Origin of the sequence: Pseudomonas sp. KCJK9016 (assembly GCF_046231795.1) — a bacterium.
Lineage (GTDB): Bacteria > Pseudomonadota > Gammaproteobacteria > Pseudomonadales > Pseudomonadaceae > Aquipseudomonas > Aquipseudomonas bananamidigenes.
In genome coordinates, this window is record NZ_JBJJMM010000026.1 from 74,974 (window position 1) to 91,977 (window position 17,004).

General features: G+C 60.8%; 18 protein-coding genes. 8 read left to right on the forward strand and 10 right to left on the reverse strand.

Going from position 1 to position 17,004, the window contains the following annotated elements; genetic code table 11:
• Nucleotides 1-3 precede the first annotated feature (3 nt).
• The 3 genes from ACK6BI_RS22410 to ACK6BI_RS22420 are packed head-to-tail and all read left to right on the forward strand — an operon-like array spanning nucleotide 4 to nucleotide 1,748.
• Nucleotides 4-660 (forward strand): hypothetical protein, encoded by a 657-nt coding sequence (locus tag ACK6BI_RS22410; RefSeq protein WP_409318767.1) that lies wholly within the window; start codon nucleotides 4-6, stop codon nucleotides 658-660.
• Nucleotides 657-863 carry an MbtH family protein gene (locus ACK6BI_RS22415; protein ID WP_409318768.1) on the forward strand — a complete coding sequence of 69 codons (207 nt, stop codon included), beginning with the start codon at nucleotides 657-659 and terminating at the stop codon, nucleotides 861-863. The genes ACK6BI_RS22410 and ACK6BI_RS22415 overlap by 4 nt, the downstream gene beginning before the upstream one ends.
• A 15-nt stretch (nucleotides 864-878) precedes the next feature.
• A complete protein-coding gene (locus ACK6BI_RS22420) occupies nucleotides 879-1,748 on the forward strand; it encodes a TauD/TfdA dioxygenase family protein (RefSeq protein ID WP_409318769.1) in 870 nt (289 codons plus the stop codon).
• 34 nt (nucleotides 1,749-1,782) lie between these two features.
• On the opposite strand, the gene ACK6BI_RS22425 is transcribed toward ACK6BI_RS22420, so the two are convergent.
• From ACK6BI_RS22425 to ACK6BI_RS22470, 10 genes are all read right to left on the reverse strand, one after another.
• Nucleotides 1,783-2,472 (reverse strand): hypothetical protein, encoded by a 690-nt coding sequence (locus ACK6BI_RS22425; RefSeq protein WP_409318770.1) that lies wholly within the window; start codon nucleotides 2,470-2,472, stop codon nucleotides 1,783-1,785.
• Nucleotides 2,441-3,427, reverse strand: coding sequence for a GSCFA domain-containing protein (locus ACK6BI_RS22430; RefSeq protein WP_409318771.1), 987 nt, complete (start codon nucleotides 3,425-3,427; stop codon nucleotides 2,441-2,443). Before ACK6BI_RS22430 ends, ACK6BI_RS22425 begins: the two co-directional genes overlap by 32 nt.
• A gap of 86 nt (nucleotides 3,428-3,513) precedes the next feature.
• Nucleotides 3,514-4,029 (reverse strand): GNAT family N-acetyltransferase, encoded by a 516-nt coding sequence (locus ACK6BI_RS22435; protein ID WP_409318772.1) that lies wholly within the window; start codon nucleotides 4,027-4,029, stop codon nucleotides 3,514-3,516.
• 157 nt (nucleotides 4,030-4,186) lie between these two features.
• Nucleotides 4,187-5,236 (reverse strand): NAD(P)-dependent alcohol dehydrogenase, encoded by a 1,050-nt coding sequence (locus ACK6BI_RS22440; RefSeq protein WP_409318773.1) that lies wholly within the window; start codon nucleotides 5,234-5,236, stop codon nucleotides 4,187-4,189.
• 120 nt (nucleotides 5,237-5,356) lie between these two features.
• Complete coding sequence (locus ACK6BI_RS22445) at nucleotides 5,357-6,706, reverse strand: ATP-binding protein (protein ID WP_409318774.1); 1,350 nt, start codon at nucleotides 6,704-6,706, stop codon at nucleotides 5,357-5,359.
• On the reverse strand, nucleotides 6,682-7,347 hold the full coding sequence (locus tag ACK6BI_RS22450; RefSeq protein WP_409318775.1) for a response regulator: 666 nt from the start codon (nucleotides 7,345-7,347) through the stop codon (nucleotides 6,682-6,684). Before ACK6BI_RS22450 ends, ACK6BI_RS22445 begins: the two co-directional genes overlap by 25 nt.
• Nucleotides 7,348-7,432: 85 nt before the next feature.
• Entirely contained in the window at nucleotides 7,433-7,870 is a 438-nt protein-coding gene (locus tag ACK6BI_RS22455) for a hypothetical protein (RefSeq protein WP_409318776.1), read from the reverse strand.
• 28 nt (nucleotides 7,871-7,898) lie between these two features.
• Nucleotides 7,899-8,663: a hypothetical protein gene (locus ACK6BI_RS22460; protein ID WP_409318777.1), complete on the reverse strand. Its 765-nt coding sequence runs from the start codon at nucleotides 8,661-8,663 to the stop codon at nucleotides 7,899-7,901.
• Nucleotides 8,664-8,753: 90 nt separating this feature from the next.
• Nucleotides 8,754-9,608, reverse strand: a complete 855-nt coding sequence (locus ACK6BI_RS22465; RefSeq protein ID WP_409318784.1) for a GyrI-like domain-containing protein — start codon at nucleotides 9,606-9,608, stop codon at nucleotides 8,754-8,756.
• A 136-nt stretch (nucleotides 9,609-9,744) separates the two neighbouring features.
• On the reverse strand, nucleotides 9,745-11,712 hold the full coding sequence (locus tag ACK6BI_RS22470) for an alkyl/aryl-sulfatase (RefSeq protein WP_409318778.1): 1,968 nt from the start codon (nucleotides 11,710-11,712) through the stop codon (nucleotides 9,745-9,747).
• A 104-nt stretch (nucleotides 11,713-11,816) separates the two neighbouring features.
• Between ACK6BI_RS22470 and ACK6BI_RS22475 the strand changes: the two genes are divergently transcribed.
• From ACK6BI_RS22475 to ACK6BI_RS22495, 5 genes are all read left to right on the forward strand, one after another.
• The gene (locus ACK6BI_RS22475; RefSeq protein ID WP_409318779.1) at nucleotides 11,817-12,728 is read left to right on the forward strand and encodes a LysR family transcriptional regulator; all 912 of its coding nucleotides are present in this window, start codon (nucleotides 11,817-11,819) and stop codon (nucleotides 12,726-12,728) included.
• Between the two features lie 104 nt (nucleotides 12,729-12,832).
• On the forward strand, nucleotides 12,833-15,031 hold the full coding sequence (locus tag ACK6BI_RS22480; RefSeq protein ID WP_409318780.1) for an OsmC domain/YcaO domain-containing protein: 2,199 nt from the start codon (nucleotides 12,833-12,835) through the stop codon (nucleotides 15,029-15,031).
• Between the two features lie 79 nt (nucleotides 15,032-15,110).
• Nucleotides 15,111-15,566, forward strand: a complete 456-nt coding sequence (locus ACK6BI_RS22485) for a VOC family protein (protein ID WP_409318781.1) — start codon at nucleotides 15,111-15,113, stop codon at nucleotides 15,564-15,566.
• A gap of 86 nt (nucleotides 15,567-15,652) precedes the next feature.
• Nucleotides 15,653-16,159, forward strand: a complete 507-nt coding sequence (gene msrA, locus ACK6BI_RS22490; RefSeq protein WP_260523208.1) for a peptide-methionine (S)-S-oxide reductase MsrA — start codon at nucleotides 15,653-15,655, stop codon at nucleotides 16,157-16,159.
• Between the two features lie 214 nt (nucleotides 16,160-16,373).
• Nucleotides 16,374-16,721 carry a cupin domain-containing protein gene (locus ACK6BI_RS22495; RefSeq protein ID WP_409318785.1) on the forward strand — a complete coding sequence of 116 codons (348 nt, stop codon included), beginning with the start codon at nucleotides 16,374-16,376 and terminating at the stop codon, nucleotides 16,719-16,721.
• Nucleotides 16,722-17,004 lie beyond the last annotated feature (283 nt).

Here is a 17,004-nt window from a genome sequence, read left to right on the forward strand (position 1 = left end):
TTGATGCCTCGATGGTTGCCGACCTTGGCGCAGGTGCTGTGTGAAGACCGGCCTGAAATTTTGCGTCAGCGGATTCATGGGTTCGAGGACACGCTGTCGCTTCGTCCGATTCATCGTTGGCAAGCCGATGTTGTCGTGCCGATGTTGTGCGAGGCATTGCCGAAACATCGACAGGCGCTGCTCGCGCTGCAAAGCCTGCATCAACGGGCAGCCCTTGGTTTGTCCGGGCGTCAGGGCGAGTGGCGGGCCACCCTCAAACCGGTGTTGCTGGCGCTGTATCGACGGGCCTATGCCTACGACGCGGCTTACGCCCAGGCTCATGCCAGTGCGATGACTTACGGCCTCGCGCCGAGCAACACCGCGATGATCGCCGAGCACTTCGGCGATGCCGAGGCGTTCGCGGTGTATTACGCGCAACTGAATACCGAAGCCAGCGCCACTGCGTTCGCTCAGGCCCATGCCACCGCCAATGTTGAAATCTCGTCCCGGGCCTTCGCTACTGACGACGCGGATGCGTATGCGCAGGTTTGCGCAGCGTCGGCACGGGTTTACGTCTGGGCTTGTGCCCAGACTGACGAACAGCGGCGTGTGCTGTTCAACCATCTTGCAGAAGGGCTGGTCCGGCACCTGCAGTCCCGTTCAACAGGAGAAACGACATGAATGACGCACAGCAGCAATTCGATGTGGTGATCAACGCTCAGGGTCAGTATTCCCTGTGGCCGGCGGGCAAGCCGATGGCCAGCGGCTGGAATGCGGCCGGGATGCGTGGCGAACGTCAGGTCTGTCTGGATTACATCAATGAGCTCTGGATCGACATGCGCCCGCGTTCTCTGCGCGAGCAGTCATCGGCGTCGTTTCAATAAAAAAGGTGAGGGAACATGGATCAGTTGGCACTCAAGGCAATCGAGCGCATCGCCGCAGAAAAACGTGCGCCGTATCAGCGCATCACGGTCGACCGGATCACACCGATCATCGGTGCCGAAGTCGGTGGCGTTGACCTTTCGCAACCGCTGGATGATGAACAGCTTGCGGAAATCCGCCGGGCCTTTCTGGAAAACCATGTGCTGGTGTTCCGCGATCAGCATCTGACGGTTGAGGAACACAAGGCGTTTGGCCGGTTGTTCGGCGAGCTGCGGGCTTTACCGGTGGAGGATATCGACGGCGATGATCCGGAGCTGGTGGTGATCCGCGCCAATGCGCAATCGCGCTACGTCGCCGGGGAAACCTGGCACACCGACGGTACGGCGGACCTGGCGCCGTCCATGGGTTCGATGCTGTACGTCAAGGAGACCCCGGCCATCGGTACCGGCGGCGATACGTTATTTGCCAACATGCACCTGGCGATCGAAATGCTCTCGCCGGCGATGCAGCAGTTCCTCGGCGAGCTGACTGCGATTCACGACGGTGCGATTCCGTGGAAGGGTTACGACGCGCCGGCCAATCTGCCCAGGACTGAACACCCGGTGGTGGTGCGTCACCCGGAAACCGGGCGCAAATCCTTGTTCGTCAATTCCGGGTTCACGTCGCACATCGTGCAGTTGTCCGCCGGTGAAAGCCATGTGCTGCTGAACATGCTGTTCGATCTGGTGGCCCGTGAGCCGTCCCTCAGTTGCCGCGTTCGCTGGGCGCCGAACACGCTGGTGTTCTGGGATAACCGCTGCACCCAGCACCATGCGGTCTGGGATTACTTCCCACACTCGCGCTATGGCGAGCGGGTGACGATTCTCGGGACGCAGCCCAAGGCCTGAAAACATCAGAGGGAGCAATTTGCTCCCTCTTTTTCTAGACGCCGCGACTGATCAGTTGCTCGACAATCAAGTCACCGAACGCGAGATTGCCGTGCAGCGGGTCATCCACTTCGCAGAACGCTTCACGCTGAAAACCCTGCTCATCGTTCGCCGCCTCGCGCACATCAATCAGCTCGACGCCAAGCCCTTGCAGGCGTTCGATCAACAGCGATTGTGCAGCCATGAATACACGCGGGTCGGACAGTTCGGGCACCCGTTGCGGCGGCAGCACGGCGAAGACCTTGAGCTTCAGCGCCAGGGCCTGTTCATGGAAGGCCAGGGCGGGGCGGGACAAGGTGTCGATGACAGTCTCGAACAACGGTCCGGCGAGAAACCCTTCATCGAACTCACCCTGCGCATTCTGGTAACAGGTCCAGTTCGCGGCGGTGGCCAGATAGTGCAGGCTCAGGCCGATGGTGCTCACCAGCGGCACGCCGACCTTCGCCAGTTGCGGCGCTTGGAGCGTGTCGAGGGCCTGGCGATACAGCCGATCCATCTCGGCTTCGCGAAAGACCACGTCATGCCGGGTCAGGCTGAAGAAATCGATCGCAAAATCCCGACCGGTTCCCAATGGTCCGCCACCGAAAGACAGTTCACGGGCCCGCGCTGCCTTGCCGATGACACCGGCATGGGAGTCACCCAGCAGCAGAAACCTAGGCGTAGTAATCGAGTACGGCGTCTTCACAGACAAGATCCTCGCTGGACACACTAGTGGAGGTGCTCGGCGCCTGCACCGACTGGACGGCTTCAAGTCCGGCAAAGAATTGCCGCATCACGAACGCCACGCCGTCTGGCGTGACTTCTCGCTGGTTGGGTTGGTAAAACGCGCCTTTGAACGGGGTGCCGGTGATGATCTCGTAGGACGGGAAATAGTCGACGTCGGGCAGGTCTTCACACAATTGCCCGGCAACGGCGCGCAGCACCGATTTGGAATAGGTTGTGGCGCTCAGTACATGCTCCCCGGTGGCGGTTGCCGTCAGGGGCACCGGCGAAACGGTGAGCAGCAGGCGCAGTTGCGGGTTGATCGAGCGCATCAATTCCACTGCCCGGACCATGTCGCCATAGGTGTCCATGAAACCGAAATTGCGGAAACGGTGGAGCAGCGGATCAAAGGTTCCGCGCACGGTGCCGGGGCACACCGGATAGATCACAGAGGTCTGGCGATGCTGCCAGGCTTCGGTCAGACCCAGGGTGAAGACGAAAACCCTGGCCCGGCGCAGCCCTTCGCGGATGGCTTCGAGGGTGATCTCCCGCGATTCGGCCAGTGCCTGTTCGCTGGCGAATCCGTCGGGCTCCACGGCGGGGCGGAACGGGTCGAAAAAACGCCCGTCATGAACCCAGGTTTCATCGGGCGGTACGCTGACGCCCAGTGCCCATTCAAGCCATTGGCAGAGCATGGCCGGGGTGTACAGATTGCCGGTGCGGAAGGAAAACACCCCATAGTTGCGGGCCTTCCAGTCAGCCTCGGGCAGTTCGTCCGGGGCGGGCTCCGCGTCCAGCCAGTTCATGCCGCGTTCCACCAGTGCGCGACCGATGTGCTGGGCGAAACAGGAACCGGCGGTGACGATGGCGTCCTTGTTGCCGATTTCGAACAGCGGCGTCCACAGTTCACCAATGTCCGGCGCGGACCTGTCGGCCACGGCGGTACGCCAGAAGGCGCGGGGGGGAAGACATTGATAGGGGTTCACGACGAAAGGCCTCCCTGGCGAGTCGTTGAGCGCAAGGCTCAGCGTATTTGATAGTGATAGATCAGATCGTCGTACCACCGATCACCGATCCGGTAGGCCTGCGGCTCACGACGTGCGAACACAAAGCCGCACTTCTCCAACACCTTGCAGGACGCGACGTTGCCGTCGGTCACGGTCGATTCCAGCGAGTTCAGCCCGATGGCGGCGGCGTAGTCGATGATCGCCTTGCGCGACTCGGTGCCGAACCCCTTGCCCTGATGTTCAGGCAACAGCAGGCATCCGACTTCGGCATGCCCCGGCGACACAATGCGAAAACCGGTCACGCCCAGTTCGTGACCGCTGGCTCTGTCGGTGACCACCAGGCACAGCCAGTGTTCCGACTGCGGATCCCAGGCCGGGAGCCGATGCTCAAACCCCTTGCGCACCTGTTCCTCGGCAATTTCGCCGAATACGTACTGCATGGTTTGTGGTTCGCAGTGCAGTCGAAGGAACAACGGCCAGTCGGATTCGGCCATTGTGCGCAGGTCAAGCCGTTCCGTGGATAGCTCGAGCATCCACCGCTCCTTGCAAGGATGGAAAGGGAGAGGGTTTTTTACTGGGTGTGGAAGGAAAGATCAATGAGTGGATGGGCAGAGAGTGGATGTTGCAGCCGTTGTCGGTGGTGTGGAGAAAAGCGTGCGCGTGCGCAACGCTTTTCTCCGGGTGTGCCGGTCAGCCCGCCAGTGTCGCGTTATCGATCACGAATCGATATTTCACGTCGCCCTTGAGCATCCGCTCGTAGGACGCGTTGATCTGATCCGCGCGAATCAGTTCGATGTCGGACACGATGCCGTGTTCGGCGCAGAAATCCAGCATCTCCTGGGTTTCGGGAATGCCGCCGATCATCGAGCCGGCAATGGTGCGGCGCTTCATGATCAGGTTGAACACGTTCGGCGATGGATGCGGCGAGGCAGGGGCGCCGACCAGTGTCAGGGCGCCGTCACGCTTGAGCAGCACCAGGAACGCATCGAGATCGTGCGGGGCGGCGACGGTGTTGAGGATGAAGTCGAAGCTCTTGGTGTGCGCGGCCATCTCTTCGGGATTGTGCGACACAACGACCTCATCGGCCCCCAGGGCTTTCGCCGCTTCACGCTTGGACTCCGACGTAGTGAAGGCCACCACATGCGCGCCCATCGCATGGGCCAGTTTGATACCCATATGACCCAGACCACCGATGCCGACCACGCCGATTTTCTTGCCCGGCCCGGCGTTCCAGTGACGCAGCGGCGAGTAAGTGGTGATGCCCGCACACAGCAGCGGTGCGACGGCGGCCAGTTGCGCTTCCGGGTGGCGGATACGCAGTACGTAGCGCTCATGCACCACGATGTTTTGCGAGTAGCCGCCGAGGGTCCAGCCGGGGGCGTCCGGGGTCGGGAAATTGTAGGTGCCGATCATGCCGTCGCAATAGTTTTCAAGGCCGGTTTCGCAGTCCTCGCAGTGTTTGCAGCTGTCGACGATGCAACCGACGCCGACCAGATCGCCGACCTTGTAAGCGGAAACGTGAGCGCCGACCGCCGAAACGCGGCCGACGATTTCGTGTCCCGGTACGCAAGGGAATTGCGTACCGGCCCACTCCGATCGCACCTGGTGCAAGTCGGAGTGGCAGATGCCGCAGAAGGCGATGTCGATCTGGACGTCGTGGGCCGCCGGGGCGCGGCGATGGATCTGCAGGGGCTCAAGGGGTTTGTCGCCCGCGTGGGCACCGTAGGCTTGTACAAGCATGGGAACGTCCTCGATGGATCTTTCGGTGGGCCATCTTCCCGTCCTGTGCTTGGCGTCTGATAGTGCATTGCTGTGGATTACTTGCCTGATTCTGTTCGCAATTGAACCGTCCGCTTTGGCTCAAACGCTGACGAGCAAGATCCGGACACACAATCCGCTCCGTCTGACCTCGTCAGAAAAACCCAACCGGATGCTGGCTCCCGAACGGTCGGCAATCGCTCTGACGATGGACAGGCCCAGTCCCGACCCCGATTCCCCAGTGCCCAGACTGCGATAGAACGGATCGAATACACGCGCCTGTTCATCCAGCGGAATTCCGGGCCCGGTATCGCTGACTTGCAGGATCACCGCCGTTTGCTCGCGGGTGACTGAAAGATCGATACGCCCGCCGGGCGGGGTGTAGCGAATCGCGTTGTCCACCAGGTTGCGGATCAGGATCAGCAGGTCGGTTTCGTTGATGCAGACTTTTACGTCTTCGCCGCTTTCGACACCGATATCGATGTCCTTGCGTTCAGCCAGTGGCAACAGGTCCTCCAGAACCTGTCGGTAGATGCGCAGGACTGAAACGGTTGTCGGTGCTGCCTGGGTATTCGACTGCGCGGCAGCCAGCGTCAACAGTTGATCGATCAGATTTCTGCTGCGTTCGATACCTCGGCGCAACGGCAACAGGCGCTCGCGGGCCGGTGAGGGCATATCGGTGGCGGCCAGTCGTTCGGCCTGCAGGGACAGGGCGGTCATCGGCGAACGCAGTTCGTGGGCGGCATCGGCAACGAAGCGCCTTTGGGTTTCCACGGACTGGGCGACGCGACCGAGCAGGCGGTTGATGGCCACCACAAACGGCCGGATCTCGCTCGGCACATGGCTTTCGTCTACCGGGTGCAGGGACTGTTCGTCACGCTGGTCGATATCGGCCGAAAGCGTGGCGATGGGGCGGAACATTTTGCGCACCAGGTCGCCCACCACCAGCAACAGCACTGGAAACAGGATCAGAAACGGCAACAGGCTGCGCCAGGCACTTTCGCGGGCCTCTTTATCGCGAATGCCGGACTCCTGAGCAACGATGATGCGCTCGCCACGGGTCGTGGTTCTGACCAGCACGCGAAAGTCTTCGCCGGTCACCTTCAAGGTCGACAGGCCATCGGGCAGATTCGTGGGGAAGGGCAGTGGCAGCGAGGCGTCGTCGTTGCCGACCGCTTGGCTGCCGTCGGCCAGGTATTGCACGATGACCCGGGATTCTTCGTTGTCGTCGCCCACAGCCTGAGCGGCGGGATAGTGCAGGGCCATTTGCTGACGGTCGTAAAGTGCTGCGACCTGGCGCAACGTCTCGTCCTGCATTTCGTGGGCCTCGTCCAGTGCCGAGATGAATGCGAACCCGGCGGCCAGCAGCGCGACGACCAGAATGGCCATTGAAAGCGTGAGCGACAGTCGCAGCTGCACCGAATCCTTCAAGCGCCTTTTGAAACCATCCATCCCATTCCCCTGACGTTCTTGATGACGTGGCTGCCGAGTTTGCGTCGCAGGGCGTGAATCAGAAACTCCACCGCGTTGCTTTCTACTTCATTGCCCCAGCCATAGAGCCGGTCTTCCAGTTCACTGCGCGAGAGGATCGCCCCGGGCCGGATCAGCAGGGCCTGCAACAGGGCGAATTCGCGGCTGGACAACTGCACGTCCGGTTTGTCCGCGGTCGAGGCTTGCTTGGAAAGCAGATCGAGGGACACCACGCCGTTGTCGAGCACAGACAATGCCGTCCCGCCCTTGCGTCGCAGCACTGCGCGCATCCGCGCCAGGAGTTCGGCCATGTCGAAGGGCTTGAGCAGGTAATCGTCAGCACCGCCGTCGAGGCCGCGCAGGCGATCATCGAGGCCGTCGCGGGCGGTGATAATGAGCAGCGGCACCGGGTTGTTGCGAGTGCGAATGCTGTCGAGCACGTCCAGCCCGTCCTTGCCGGGCAGGCCGAGGTCCAGCAGCACCAGGTCGTAGTGCTGGGTGTCCAGCGTGGCGAGTGCGGTGAGTCCGTTTTTTACCCAGTCGGTGGCGTAGCTGGCGTCGTTCAGCGCGCTCTGGATGGCATCGCCGATCATCGGATCGTCTTCAACCAGTAATATCCGCATCACCCGCTCCCCAAAAAAATAGCGCGACGGGCAGGGCCGTCGCGCTTGTATTGAAGCATCTGTGCAAAGGTTTGTCCGGCCCGGATCAGGCGTTGCCCTTCAGCGAGTCGAAGGCCTTGAGCAACTCGTCCATCCGCGCCTTGCAGTCTTTCTGCTGCGGGGCGCTGGCGCGCAAGGTGTCGAGCGAGCGGTCGATGGCCTTGTCCAGCATGTGCCAGTCGCCGGCGGCACGGGGTTTGATCCCGGCTTCGGCCGAGTCCCAGGCGGTTTCCAGATCCTTGATCCGGGCCTTGGCGCCGGGCAGATCGTTTTTATCGACCAGGGCAGCTACGTCGGCCGCGATGTTGCGGAACTCGGACAGATCCCCCAGTTTGGAGGCGGCCTGGCCTTGTGTGCTGACGGCTCCTGCAGCGGCGTTTGCAGCAGGCTTGTCCGCCGGTTTCGAGCAGCCGGCAGCAATGCTCAGCAGGCAGATGGACGAGACAATGGCGACGTGACGAATGATGGTTTGAATCTGGCGCATGATGATTCCTTGATGAAAGTCTGAAGGTTTACTGAGTGATGGCTTTGCGATTGCCGACGCTGATCTGCGCGACGGTGACCAGCAGGACAATGACGCAGAGGAAAATCGCACTGGTCCAAGTGGCGCCCATGCCGAGTCCGCCGTAGGTCTTGGCCTGGGTCAGCAGGTCACCGAGAGAGGCACCGAAGGGGCGGGTCAGGATGTAGGCGATCCAGAAGGTCAGCACGGTGTTGGCGCCCATGCGCCAGGCGAGCAGGGTGGCCGCGATCAAGGCACCGAAGATCACTGCACCGAGGGTGAAGCCCAGGCCCAATGCTTCAGTCGCCAGGTCGCCGGCGGCGGTACCCAGGGCAAAGGTACAGAGCACCGTGGCCCAATAGAACAGCTCCCGGCGCGGGGTGACGATTTCGCGAATCGACAGGCTGCGTTCGGTCCGGAACCAGATCAGGAAATTCACCACCAGCAACACGGAGAACACCACCGTGCTGGTGTAGAGGCTGACGTCCAGCATGTCGGTCAGAATGTCGGTGATTTGCGTGCCGACGATGCTCACCAGCACCACCGTCAGCCAGTAGATCCAGGGGGTGTAGGCCTTGGTGCGCATCTGGCAGAACAGCGCGATGGCCAGCAGCGCAGCCATGCCGAGGCTGGTGGGGCCGGCGCCGAAACCGGCGTCCACGGCCAGAAAGTCGGCACCGGTTTCGCCCACGGTCGTGGACAGGATCTTGATTACCCAGAAGGACAGCGTCACTTCGGGCACTTTGTTGAGCCAGTCGGCTAGGGCGGGGTTCATGGGTGGATGGCCTCTCCTGGGCAGCGCTGAATGTGCGCAGGAGAGACGGTATCCAGTGAAACTTAGCTGAGCCTGAGGGGCACGCGATGGTTAGCGCAGCGGCACGTAAATATCCGTTTGCCACTGCTCCTGCGGGATCTCGGGGCTGATGCTCAAGTACTCGAAAAACAGCGGGTGATCGCGCAACTCTTCGCCGCTGGCGGGCAGCCAGTCGCGATAGACCGGGTAGATGCTTTCGCCGATGTGGTCGGTGGGGCCCACATGACGCACCACGGCGCAACGCCCCGCAGGGATATCGAGTTCACCCACGTTGAACTCATTCGGCGCCACGGCTTCGCGGATTTCGCCGCAGATCGCAAAATGAAAGTCTTCCGGCGGCGTCGTATCGGGGTTGCCGTAAGGGATTCCGAATGTGCGGCTCGAGGCCACCGGTGACTGCCCGCTCTGCTGACGCCACTGGATGAAGCGTTGCACGCTTTGATTGACAAGGCCGGGAGGCCCACGGTGATCGAGTGCAGCGACCTGGACTCCGGGGAAATCGACAATTCGTACCTGCATGGCGATGCTCCTTGAAAAGTGAGGAATGGCGAAGACCGTGTGCCAGACGCTCCAGTCCGGAGCCTTGCGAAATGCCCCCGGCGAGGTGCCGAAGTCGCGCTTGAATGCCCTGGAAAACGCTTCCGGGCTTTCGAAACCGGCATCGAACGCCGCGTCCATCACCGAATGGTCGGGCAGGGTGGTCAGACGGTGCGCAGCCCGACGCAGGCGCATCAGTTGCACGTAGCGCGAGACGGGCACGCCGACGTATCCCGTGAACTGCCGGTGAAAGTGGAACTCGGAGAAGTTCGCCACCTGGCTCAGCGCTTTCACCGACAGGTCACCCTCAAGGTTGGCGTCGATGTAGGCAAGTACGACGGTGAAGCGCTTCGCGTAGGCAGAATGCATCGGTGTGTCGGGCACGGCGTGAAGCTCCTGGAATAACGGTCGGCCCTAGAATCGTCGAAAGCGGCGTATCGATACCTAGCCGGACTTGCTCAGGGTTGACCTCTTCAGGCATTACAGCCGAACGCCCCTTCACCAATCAATCGCGCGCTTGAGCGACGATTGCAAAGTTGCCCGGTGCTTTCTCCAGCAATCCAAGGAATCGCACCAGATCCACCGTGCTGCCATCGACCTTCAGGTCTTTCGAGGTGAGGGCATCCTTGAACCCCGCCGTACCGCCCAGCAGTTGCACGAAAAGATCCTTGGTGACGCTCAGCGTGGCGTTGGCATTGTTTGCCGGCGCACCCCGGCGAAAGTGCAGGACGGCGTTCTCGATCCACAGCACGAACGATTCCTGCGTGTCGGTCAGTTGCAGATTGAAGGTCCAGTTCTTGCCGTCCGCCGCAGGCCCGTCGAGGCTGGCGGCCATGGCTTCGAGGAAGCGTTCGGTGGGTGTCTGCTTCATCAGCTCGATCAGGTCCGAGCGGCGCACGCCTTTGTCCGGCGGGCCGTTGCGCAGTTCCTGGGCGGCGGTCAGGTAGCTGTTGCGCCAGGTGGCTGACTCCGACTGATAGCCCAGCTGTTCGTAAGTTCTGGCCAGCAGTTCCTTGGCGGCCTTGTCGTCGGGCTGGTCGAGGACGGCTTGATCCAGCAGCTCGGCGACCCAGCGGTATTCGCCTTTGTCATAGGCCACGCGTGCGGCCTCGAGCACTTTGGCGTTGCCGCCCATCAACTCGACGTAGCGTCTGGCGGACTCCCTGGGGGGCAGCGGATTCAGATGCGCCGGGTTGCCATCGTAGGCGCCGAGGTACATCTGGTAGATCGCCTTGACGTTGTGTCGCACGTCGCCGTAATAGCCGCGGGTGCCGAAGTATGAGGATAGAGACTCAGGTAACTGGATCTTCTCGGCGATTTCGTCGGGTGTGTAGCCGGCGTTCATCAGACGCACGGTCTGGTCGTGCATGTACTTGTAGACATCGCGGTGCTTGGTGATGAATTCGCGGATGCGCTCGTTGCCCCAGACCGGCCAGTTGTGCTGGCCGAAATAGACTTCGGTGTCGCCCAGTTCATCGAGGGCGATCTGGGCGTAGTCGGACCAGCGCAATGCGTCACGAACCTTGGCGCCACGGATCGGCAACAGATTGTGCATGGTTTGCGCCAGCAGTTCCGCGCCGCCATAAGCCTTGCGCTCAGGGATCGAGAAGGTCAGTTCGGCCGGGGCTTCGGCCCCCGGTATGTTGTGGAACACGAAGGTCACGCCGTCGAGCACCAGCTCCTGCTTCGGCTGATCGATGATCTGCGTCGGCGCCAGAATGCCGATGCTGCCGTAGGCGACGTTTTTGCCCAGCCCGGTATCCACCATGCCGGTTGCGCCCGGCCTCAGATTCTTGCCGAACTGATACATCGAACGGCGCGACATGGCGGGGCCCGCCAGCACGTTTTCGCTGGTGGCTTCCTCCATGAACCCGGCAGGGGCCACCACGGGAATCTTGCGCTCGGCGACTTCCGCGACCGAGGTAATGCCCAGTACGCCGCCGAAGTGGTCGGCATGGTCATGGGTGAAGATGATGGCAGTCACGGGTTTGTCGCCCAGTTGCGCGCGGGCAAAGGCCAGGGCAGCGGCGGCGGTTTCTTTCGAGGTCAGCGGGTCGACGACGATCCATCCGTTCTTCCCCTCGATCAGTGTCATGTTGGCGATGTCAAAACCGCGCAACTGATAAATGCCATCAGTGACCTTGAACAGCCCGATCTGCGCGTTGAGCATCGCGTGGCGCCACAGGCTGGGGTTGACCGTGGCGGGGGCCTTGCCCTCGATGAACCGGTACGCGTCGAAGTCGATCAGCACTGTGCCGTCGGAGCCGAGGATCTGGCCGGTCGGGCGGGCGACGAGACCGCGCTGGGCGTCTTCCATGTCCCGAGCGTCGTTGAGGTTCAGGCCCTTGATTGAGGCTTCTATCACCGCCGCAGTCGCGGGTGTCGCTTCGCCGCTGGCAACGCTGGGCGGTTTGTCACAGCCGGCGAGGGAAACCAGCGTCAGAGCGATCAGTGTGTGAAAGGTCGGTCTCATTCTTGTTGTTCTCCGAGGATCGATTGATCAGAGAGTAGGGAGGCGGGCGCGATGTATCCAATGCATTGTTTACATCCGGCCAATGCGTGGCTAGCATCGGTCAGATGGAGCTTAAACGACTCACTCACCTGCTGGCCCTTGCCGATGAACGCCATTTCGGCCGCGCCGCCGAACGCGTGCACCTGAGCCAGCCGGCTCTGAGCCGCAGCATCCAGGCACTGGAAAGCGAAACCGGTCAGCGTCTGTTCGACCGGGACAGTGGTGACGTACGCCCGACGCCGGCGGGGGAATTTCTGATCGAGCGGGCGCGGCGGCTGCTGTTCGATGCACGCTCGCTGGAGCGGGACCTGGCGCTTTACGGCGATGGCCGGCTCGGCAGCCTCGCGTTCGGCGTCGGACCATTTCCGGCGGCGATGTTGATGCATCAGGTCGTGCCTCGGTTGCGCCGGGAATATCCGGAAGTCACCCTGCGGGTAGAGGTCAATAACTGGCAGATTCTTGAAGCCCGATTGCGGGACGAGGCAATCGAGTTTTTCGTCGCGGACATTCGTAACTTCTCCGCTGAGTCCGATCTGCGGATTCAGTCGCTGGGCCAGGCTTCGGCGGGTTTTTTCGTCAGGCCGAAACATCCACTGGCCGGACGCCAGGTGACAATGAGAGATCTGGAAGCCTACGGCATCGCGACGACGCGCCTGCCGACCGTGGTCAAGGACGAGACGGCACGAACCCTCGGTATCTCCACTCGCCAGGCATTGCCTCTGGCGCTGGAGTGTGACGACGTGGCTTTGCTCAGGACGGTGGCCTGTTCCACGGATACGATCCTCGGCGTGATTCACGGCGCCGTGGCTGAAGACCTGCGCATTGGCAAACTGATCGAACTGCAGGTCGTGGATCGGCCTGGATTGCATTCCGAAATCGGTGTCGTCAGCCTGCCCAACCGCAGCCGGTCGCCGACGGCTCGCTGCGTGATCGACGCCATCGTCGACGAGATGGCGCAGCGCAACGTCTCGACCTGAGCGGCGCTCCGGTCGGCGGCCAAAACGCCAAAGCACAAGACTTCCCGCTCAAAAACCGGATAATGGCGGCCATTCTGTTCAGCTCGCTATTCTGGTAGTCCCCCATGGAAATCAAGGTCAACTTTCTCGACAACCTTCGACTTGAAGCCAAGTTCGACGACTTCACGGTGGTGGCCGACCAACCGATCCGCTACAAGGGCGATGGTTCGGCGCCGGGGCCGTTCGATTACTTCCTGGCCTCGTCGGCGCTGTGTGCGGCGTACTTCGTGAAGCTGTATTGCGAAACCCGCAACATCCCGACCGATAACATCCGCCTGTCGCAGAACAACATCGTTGACCCGGAGAATCGCTACAACCAGATCTTCAAGATTCAGGTCGAGCTGCCGGCAGACATCTCCGACAAGGACCGCCAGGGCATCCTGCGTTCCATCGACCGTTGCACCGTGAAGAAGGTGGTGCAAGCCGGCCCCGAGTTCGTCATTGAAGAAGTGGAAAACCTCGACGCCGACGCACAGGCACTGTTGATGCCGGGCGCCAATTCGAGCACCAGCACCTGCATTCCGGGCAAGGATCTGCCACTGGAGCAGACCATCGCCAACATGTCGGGCATCCTCGCCGACCTCGGCATGAAGATCGAAATCGCTTCGTGGCGCAACATCGTGCCGAACGTGTGGTCGCTGCACATTCGCGACGCGCACTCGCCGATGTGCTTCACCAACGGCAAGGGCTCGACCAAGGAAAGCGCACTGGCTTCGGCGCTGGGCGAGTTCATCGAGCGCCTTAACTGCAACTTCTTCTACAACGATCAGTTCTGGGGCCTGGATCTTGCCAGTGCGCCGTTCGTGCATTACCCCGACGAGCGCTGGTTCCAGCCGGGCCGCAACGATGAGCTGCCAACCGAAATCCTCGACCCGTATTGCCTGAGGATCTATAACCGTGACGGCGAGCTGCGCGGCTCGCACCTGATCGACACCAACTCGGGCAATGAAGAACGCGGCATCGTATCGCTGCCGTTCGTGCGCCAGTCGGACGGCGAAGTGGTGTACTTCCCGTCGAACCTCATCGAAAACCTGTACCTGAGCAATGGCATGAGCGCCGGCAATACGCTGGCCGAAGCCCAGGTGCAATGCCTGTCGGAAATCTTCGAACGTGCGGTGAAACGCGAAATCATCGAAGGCGAATTCGCGTTGCCGGACGTGCCGCAGGAAGTATTGGCCAAGTACCCGGCGATCATGGCGGGCATTCAAGGCCTGGAAGCCCAGGGCTTCCCGGTGCTGGTGAAGGATGCGTCGTTGGGCGGCGAATTCCCGGTAATGTGCGTCACGCTGATGAACCCGCGCACCGGCGGTGTGTTCGCCTCGTTCGGCGCACATCCGAGCTTCGAAGTGGCGCTGGAGCGCAGTCTGACCGAGCTGCTGCAGGGCCGCAGCTTCGAAGGCCTGAACGATCTGCCGCAGCCGACCTTCGAAGGTCACGCGGTCACTGAGCCGAACAACTTCGTCGAGCACTTCATCGACTCCAGCGGCGTGGTGTCGTGGCGCTTTTTCAGCGCTCAGGCGGAATACGAATTTGTGGAGTGGGACTTCACCGCTCAGGGAGAAAACTCCAATGCCGAGGAGGCCGAAACCCTGTTCGGCATCCTCAAGGGCATGGGCAAGGAAGTGTACATGGCGGTGTACGAGCACATCGGCGCCACCGCTTGCCGCATCCTGGTGCCGGACTACTCGGAAATCTACCCGGTGGACGACCTGATCTGGGACAACACCAACAAGGCGCTGTTCTTCCGCGAAGACATCCTCAACCTGCATCGCTTGAATGATGAAGAACTTCAGTCGCTGGTCGAGCGCCTGGTGGAAAGCGAACTGGACGACTACACCGACATCACCACGCTGATCGGCATCGAGTTCGACGACAACACCGTGTGGGGTCAACTGACGATTCTGGAACTGAAACTGCTGATCTGGCTCGCCCTGGGGCAGATCGAGGAGGCTAAAGAGGCGGTAGAGATGTTCCTGCAGTACAACGACAACACCGTCGAGCGGGGTCTGTTCTACCAGGCCGTCAACGGGGTGCTGGAGATGCAACTGGACGAAGATCTGGAACTGGCCGACTACGAAGCCAACTTCCGCCGCATGTTCGGTAACGAGCGGATGGATGCGGCGATCGGCTCGGTGGACGGCAGCGTACGCTTCTACGGTTTGACGCCGACCAGCATGAAGCTCGAAGGCCTCGACCGCCACCTGCGACTGATCGACAGCTACAAGAAGCTGCACGCGGCCCGGGCCGGCGTGAAGACTTCGTAGCGCTGACAGCGGCAATAAAAAAGCACCTTCGGGTGCTTTTTTGTTTTTAAGATGGGCGTCTGCCGCAAGGAGCATTGCAATGGATCTTAAGTTCAGTCACGTCGATGTACTGGTCAACGACCTTGAAGAGGCTTGCGCTTACTATGCGCAGATTCTACAGGCCAGAATTTCCCGAATCCTCGTCTGGGAGCGCGGCGGTCTGCACGTTCGCTACGCGATAGCGCTGATTGGTCAGGAGCGCTTCATGCTGGTCCAGCCGTTGGCAGGGAATCTCAAGCATCTGCTGGATTCGTCGGGAGAGGGGATGATCTACCGTCATTGCTACTCGACACCGGACATCGAAAAGGCCTACGACGAACTGGTGCTCGCCGGCGTGCAGCCAGAAGACGAAAACGGCCAGCCACTGGAACGCGTCAATCTGCAATCACCGTCAGGGACACGCATCATCTGGCTGCCCAAGCGCTTCGGACATTTCTCCATCGAGATTCTGGAGGCACAAGCGCTGGAGGCGTTTATCGGGGCCGCGTTTGCCTGAGGTAAATGTGGAAGACAGCCTTGGAATTGGCCAGCGCGCCCTCATAACAATGACCACCTCCAATATCCCGAAGGGAAGGACAAATCATGACCAGCCAAACCGAAACTGCCATCCTCGCCGGTGGCTGCTTCTGGGGCATGCAGGACCTGCTGCGGCGCTATCCGGGGGTGCTGAAAACCCGTGTCGGGTACAGCGGGGGCGATGTACCGAATGCCACCTACCGCAACCATGGCAACCACGCCGAAGCCATTGAGATCATTTTCGACCCAGCGGTGATCAGCTATCGGCAGATCCTCGAGTTCTTCTTCCAGATTCACGACCCGACCACGCCCAACCGTCAGGGCAACGACCTGGGCCCCAGCTACCGTTCGGCGATCTATTACCTCAACGAACAACAGCGCGACATTGCCGAGGACACTGCCGCTGACGTCGACGCCTCGCGCCTGTGGCCGGGGCGGGTGGTCACCGAAATTGAACCGGCGGGTCCGTTCTGGGAAGCCGAGCCCGAGCATCAGGACTACCTTGAACGTATTCCGAATGGCTACACCTGCCACTTCATTCGTCCCAACTGGAAGCTGCCGAAGCGCGCTTGAGGTCGTGTAGGTTGGGTCCTCATGGAGAGCGAGGCCGTTCCATCTTTGAGAATGAAACGGCCCCGTTTTTTGTCTGCCCTCTATGACGGGCTCATATCCAACGCCGTGGAATCAGCAACCGCTTGAATAACCGACCTCTCGTCGACTGATGGCAGCTTGTGCCGTTTCGGGTGTTTACTGCTAGTCAGGTTCCGCATGGCAGGAGAGCAGCATGATCAACCAAGAGCAGATGGCTCCAGAGACGAAAGGTGTTGCAGTGGAAATGCTTGCAACGATTGACCTTGGGCCGGAAATCGAGGGGATGGCGGGGCGCCTGCTCCGTATGCGGATGGTGACCATTGAGCCGGGAGGCGTTTTCGGGCCTGTCCACAACCATAAAGACAGACCGGGTGTCGTCTATATATTGCAGGGAACGATAACGGATCATAGAAATGGCGTCGCTACGGACTACGGACCGGGAGTGGGTTGGCCGGAGGACCGGAACACCACACATTGGCTCGAGAACCGCGGAACGGTGGCAGCAAGGGAAATTTCGATCGATATCGTCAGGCAAACGCGGTAGCTGGAGTGCTTACGTTCAAACGGCGGACTCACGCCAGTCCAAGGAGCCGAATTGGAGCAGATCAGAATTTTGAGGAATAGGGGGTTGACCACCTGTTTCAATCCTGTATTATTCGCCTCCCGCTAGCGAGCATCTTGATGTTGCAGCTAGCGCAAGTGATTGATTTTATTGAAGAAGTTTTAAGGATTCTGAAAATAATCACTTGACAGCAAATGAGGCTGCTGTAGAATGCGCGCCTCGGTTGAGACGAAAGCTCTTAGCCAAACGCTCTTTAACAACTGAA

Coding starts and splice junctions, on each gene's coding strand:
- ACK6BI_RS22410 (WP_409318767.1), top strand. CDS start 4: ATGCCTCGATGGTTGCCGACCTTGGCGCAGGTGCTGTGTGAAGACCGG.
- ACK6BI_RS22415 (WP_409318768.1), top strand. CDS start 657: ATGAATGACGCACAGCAGCAATTCGATGTGGTGATCAACGCTCAGGGT.
- ACK6BI_RS22420 (WP_409318769.1), top strand. CDS start 879: ATGGATCAGTTGGCACTCAAGGCAATCGAGCGCATCGCCGCAGAAAAA.
- ACK6BI_RS22435 (WP_409318772.1), bottom strand. CDS start 4,029: ATGCTCGAGCTATCCACGGAACGGCTTGACCTGCGCACAATGGCCGAA.
- ACK6BI_RS22440 (WP_409318773.1), bottom strand. CDS start 5,236: ATGCTTGTACAAGCCTACGGTGCCCACGCGGGCGACAAACCCCTTGAG.
- ACK6BI_RS22445 (WP_409318774.1), bottom strand. CDS start 6,706: ATGGATGGTTTCAAAAGGCGCTTGAAGGATTCGGTGCAGCTGCGACTG.
- ACK6BI_RS22450 (WP_409318775.1), bottom strand. CDS start 7,347: ATGCGGATATTACTGGTTGAAGACGATCCGATGATCGGCGATGCCATC.
- ACK6BI_RS22455 (WP_409318776.1), bottom strand. CDS start 7,870: ATGCGCCAGATTCAAACCATCATTCGTCACGTCGCCATTGTCTCGTCC.
- ACK6BI_RS22460 (WP_409318777.1), bottom strand. CDS start 8,663: ATGAACCCCGCCCTAGCCGACTGGCTCAACAAAGTGCCCGAAGTGACG.
- ACK6BI_RS22465 (WP_409318784.1), bottom strand. CDS start 9,608: ATGCATTCTGCCTACGCGAAGCGCTTCACCGTCGTACTTGCCTACATC.
- ACK6BI_RS22470 (WP_409318778.1), bottom strand. CDS start 11,712: ATGAGACCGACCTTTCACACACTGATCGCTCTGACGCTGGTTTCCCTC.
- ACK6BI_RS22475 (WP_409318779.1), top strand. CDS start 11,817: ATGGAGCTTAAACGACTCACTCACCTGCTGGCCCTTGCCGATGAACGC.
- ACK6BI_RS22480 (WP_409318780.1), top strand. CDS start 12,833: ATGGAAATCAAGGTCAACTTTCTCGACAACCTTCGACTTGAAGCCAAG.
- ACK6BI_RS22485 (WP_409318781.1), top strand. CDS start 15,111: ATGGATCTTAAGTTCAGTCACGTCGATGTACTGGTCAACGACCTTGAA.
- msrA (WP_260523208.1), top strand. CDS start 15,653: ATGACCAGCCAAACCGAAACTGCCATCCTCGCCGGTGGCTGCTTCTGG.